The 3,811-nt window shown below is 68.8% G+C and carries 3 protein-coding genes; 1 reads left to right on the top strand and 2 read right to left on the bottom strand.

The window, feature by feature from the left end; translation table 11 throughout:
* Positions 1–38: 38 nt before the first annotated feature.
* Positions 39–998, bottom strand: coding sequence for a pirin family protein (locus tag ACFU7Z_RS37570; protein WP_049651061.1), 960 nt, complete (start codon positions 996–998; stop codon positions 39–41).
* A 124-nt stretch (positions 999–1,122) separates the two neighbouring features.
* Positions 1,123–1,626, bottom strand: coding sequence for an SseB family protein (locus ACFU7Z_RS37565; RefSeq protein WP_049651062.1), 504 nt, complete (start codon positions 1,624–1,626; stop codon positions 1,123–1,125).
* Between the two features lie 213 nt (positions 1,627–1,839).
* On the opposite strand from ACFU7Z_RS37565, the gene ACFU7Z_RS37560 reads away from it, so the two are divergent.
* Positions 1,840–3,669 (top strand): acyl-CoA dehydrogenase, encoded by a 1,830-nt coding sequence (locus ACFU7Z_RS37560; RefSeq protein WP_380782591.1) that lies wholly within the window; start codon positions 1,840–1,842, stop codon positions 3,667–3,669.
* The last annotated feature ends 142 nt before the right edge of the window (positions 3,670–3,811 follow it).

Raw genomic sequence — 3,811 nt, 5'->3', positions numbered from 1 at the left:
GGACTGGGTGCGGTCCGGGCCCTCACGAGCGGGCGGGCTCAGTGGCCGTCGGCGGGGATGGTGCCGAGGCGGCCGGCCTGGAAGTCCTCCATGGCCTGCTGGAGCTCGCGGTGGCTGTTCATCACGAACGGGCCGTAGTGGGCGACGGGTTCGCGGATCGGGAGGCCGCCGAGGAGGACGACCTCGAAGTTGTTGTCGCGGGAGTCCTGCTTCTCGTCGGCGCGCAGGGTGATCGAGTCGCCGTCGCCGAAGACGACGGCCTGGCCCCGGTGGAAGGGGCGGTGCTCGGTGCCGGCCGAGCCGTTGCCGGCGAGGCCGTAGGCGAGGGCGTTGAAGTCGGCGCGCCAGGGCAGGGTGATCTGGGCGCCGGGGTTGATCGAGGCGTGGATCATGGTGATCGGGGTGAAGGTGGTGCCCGGGCCCTGGTGGCCGTCCAGCTCGCCGGCGATGACGCGCAGGAGCGCGCCGCCGTCCTCGGTGCTGAGCAGCTTGACGCTGCCGCCGCGGATGTCCTGGTACTTCGGGGTGATCATCTTGTCCGAGGCGGGCAGGTTGACCCACAGCTGGAGGCCGTGGAAGAGGCCGCCGGACTGCACCAGGGACTCCGGCGGGGTCTCGATGTGCAGCAGCCCGGAGCCGGCGGTCATCCACTGGGTGTCGCCGTCGGTGATGGTGCCGCCACCGCCGTGCGAGTCCCGGTGGATGAACGTTCCGTCGATGATGTACGTGACGGTCTCGAAGCCGCGGTGCGGGTGCCAGGGGGTGCCCTTGGGCTCGCCGGCCGCGTAGTCCACCTCGCCCATCTGGTCCATCATGATGAACGGGTCGAGGTACTTCTGGTTGATCCTGGCGAAGGCGCGGCGGACGGGGAAGCCCTCGCCCTCGTAGCCCTCGGGGGCGGTCGCCACGGTGAGGACCGGCCGTGCGCTCGTGACGGCGGGGTCCGGCGTGGTGACGCGCGGGAGGGTCAGCGGGTTGTCGACGGTCACGGCGGGCATGTCGGCCTCCTTCGGGGGGTGTCTGGCCTACATCCATGAGATTAGTTCAATCCTCAACAACAAGCAAGTTGAAAGTTGAACTATGTAGTGACGAAGGAGCGTGGGGCTCCTCGTCCAGCATGGCTCAGCCGTACATCCGGCGCATCGTGAAGTCGACCATCTGCTCGACGGCCTTGGCGTCGAACACCATCCGGTGCTCGCCCTCCATGTCCAGCGCGAAGCCGTAGCCGGTCGGCAGCAGGTCCAGGACCTCGGCGCCGGTGACGGTGAAGTGCTTGGAGTCCTTGCCGGCGTAGCGGCGCAGCTCCTTCAGCGAGCTGAACATCGGGATCACCGGCGTCGGGGTGTTGTGCAGCGCCAGGAAGCCGGGGCGGTCGCCGCGGGGGCAGTGCACCTTCGAGGTGATGAAGATCGCCTGGAAGTCCTCGACCGCCATCGAGCCGGTGGTGAAGGCCCGGACGGCGTCCGCGAGTGAGGGCGGCGAGGGTTCGGGGTACAGGGACTGCTGGGGGGCCTGCGACTGCCCGCCGTAGGCGTCGGGTCCGGGCATGCCGTTCATGCCCTGCTGCGGTCCCGCCTGCTGCTGGTAGGGGTCGCCCGGGTATGTGTTCTGGTCATATCCGTACACACGGACAGGCTAGCGGGAGCGCACCCCTCTCCGCTGGCACCGATCCTGACAAGGAGTGGCCGCGTCGGCTGTGGGACGTGACCACGTTCATAGCGGATTCGCCGGCGGGGGCTTGCCCAAGTTACCGCTGGGTAGCATCATGATGCCTACTGGTGGGTACGGGACGCCGGAACGCGGCGGTCTCCCGGAAGCGACGAACCGGAGATAACGGCCATGGGTCACTACAAGTCCAACCTGCGGGACGTGGAGTTCAACCTCTTCGAGGTGTTCGGCCGCGAGCAGGTGTACGGCACCGGACCGTTCGCGGACATGGACGTCGAGACCGCGAAGAACATCCTCAGCGAGATCGCGCGCCTCGCCGAGAACGACCTCGCGGCGTCCTACGCCGACACCGACCGCAACCCGCCGGTCTTCGACCCGGAGACCAGCACCGCGCCGATCCCGGCCACCTTCAAGAAGAGCTACCAGACCTTCATGGACGCCGAGTGGTGGCGCCTGGGCATCCCGGAGTCGATCGGCGGCCAGGTCACCCCGAACTCGCTGATCTGGGCCTTCGCCGAGCAGATCCTGGGCTCCAACCCGGCCATCTGGATGTACTCCTCCGGCCCGGCCTTCGCCGGCGTCATCGCCGAGGAGGGCACCGAGGAGCAGCTCGAGGTCGCCAAGCGGATGACCGACCGCCTGTGGGGCTCCACCATGGTCCTCACCGAGCCCGACGCGGGCTCCGACGTGGGCGCCGGCCGCACCAAGGCGATCCAGCAGGAGGACGGCTCCTGGCACATCGAGGGCGTCAAGCGCTTCATCACCTCGGGCGAGCACGACATGTCCGAGAACATCATCCACATGGTGCTGGCCCGCCCCGAGGGCGGCAAGCCGGGCACCAAGGGCCTGGGCCTGTTCATCGTCCCCAAGTTCGACTTCGACTGGGAGACCGGCGAGCTGGGCGAGCGCAACGGCGTCTACGCCACCAACGTCGAGCACAAGATGGGCCTCAAGGCCTCGAACACCTGCGAGATGACCTTCGGCGCCAAGCACCCGGCCAAGGGCTGGCTGCTCGGCGACAAGGTCGACGGCATCCGCCAGATGTTCAAGATCATCGAGTTCGCCCGGATGATGGTCGGCACGAAGGCCATCGCCACCCTCTCCACCGGCTACCTGAACGCCCTGGAGTACGCCAAGGAGCGCGTGCAGGGCGCCGACATCTCGCAGTTCCTGGACAAGACCGCCCCGCGCGTCACCATCACCCACCACCCGGACGTGCGCCGCTCGCTGCTGACCCAGAAGGCCTACGCCGAGGGCATGCGCGCGCTGGTGCTGTTCACCGCGTCCACCCAGGACGACATGATGGCCGCCAAGCTGCGCGGCGAGCACGACGAGGCCGCCGAGCGCCTCAACGACCTGCTGCTGCCGATCGTCAAGGGCTACGGCTCGGAGAAGTCCTACGAGCAGCTCGCCCAGTCGCTGCAGACCTTCGGTGGCTCCGGGTACCTCCAGGAGTACCCGATCGAGCAGTACATCCGGGACGCCAAGATCGACACCCTGTACGAGGGCACCACGGCGATCCAGGGCCAGGACTTCTTCTTCCGCAAGATCGTCAAGGACGGCGGCCAGGCGCTGACCGCGCTGTCCGAGCAGATCCAGAAGTTCGTCGACTCGGCCGCCGGCGGCGACGCCCTGGCCGCCGAGCGCAAGCTGCTCGGCAAGGCCGCCGAGGACCTGGCGGCCATCGTCGGCAAGCTGATCGCCGACCTGACCTCGGTCGAGCAGGACGTCAAGAACATGTACAAGGTGGGCCTGAACACCACCCGCCTGCTGATGGTCTCCGGCGACGTCGTGGTCGGCTGGCTGCTGCTGCGCCAGGCCGTGGTGGCCCTGGCCAAGCTGGAGGCCGGCGCCTCCGAGAAGGACGTCCCGTTCTACCAGGGCAAGGTCGCGGCGGCCCGCTTCTTCGCCAAGAACGTCCTGCCGACCGTTGCCCCGCAGCGCCTGATCGCCGAGGGCATCGACAACGAGATCATGGACCTGGCGGAGGAGGCCTTCTAGGCCCGTCCGGGACCGCCGGGCCCGTCCGGGCCCGTCCGGGACCGCCGGGCCCGTCCGGGCCCGCGCACCCCTCGAACCGCCTGACACACCCTCGCACCGCAGGGCCCGGCTGCCACCGGGCCCTTCGGTGGGTCCGGGGCCG

Source organism: Kitasatospora sp. NPDC057518 (assembly GCF_042802075.1).
Taxonomy (GTDB): Bacteria; Actinomycetota; Actinomycetes; order Streptomycetales; family Streptomycetaceae; genus Kitasatospora.
The sequence above is the reverse complement of the archived record's forward strand: the minus strand, read 5'-3'. Positions and strand labels throughout refer to the sequence as shown.

Excerpts from the sequence above, each read along its gene's own strand:
- ACFU7Z_RS37570 (WP_049651061.1), bottom strand. The coding sequence starts at position 998 with ATGCCCGCCGTGACCGTCGACAACCCGCTGACCCTCCCGCGCGTCACC.
- ACFU7Z_RS37560 (WP_380782591.1), top strand. The coding sequence starts at position 1,840 with ATGGGTCACTACAAGTCCAACCTGCGGGACGTGGAGTTCAACCTCTTC.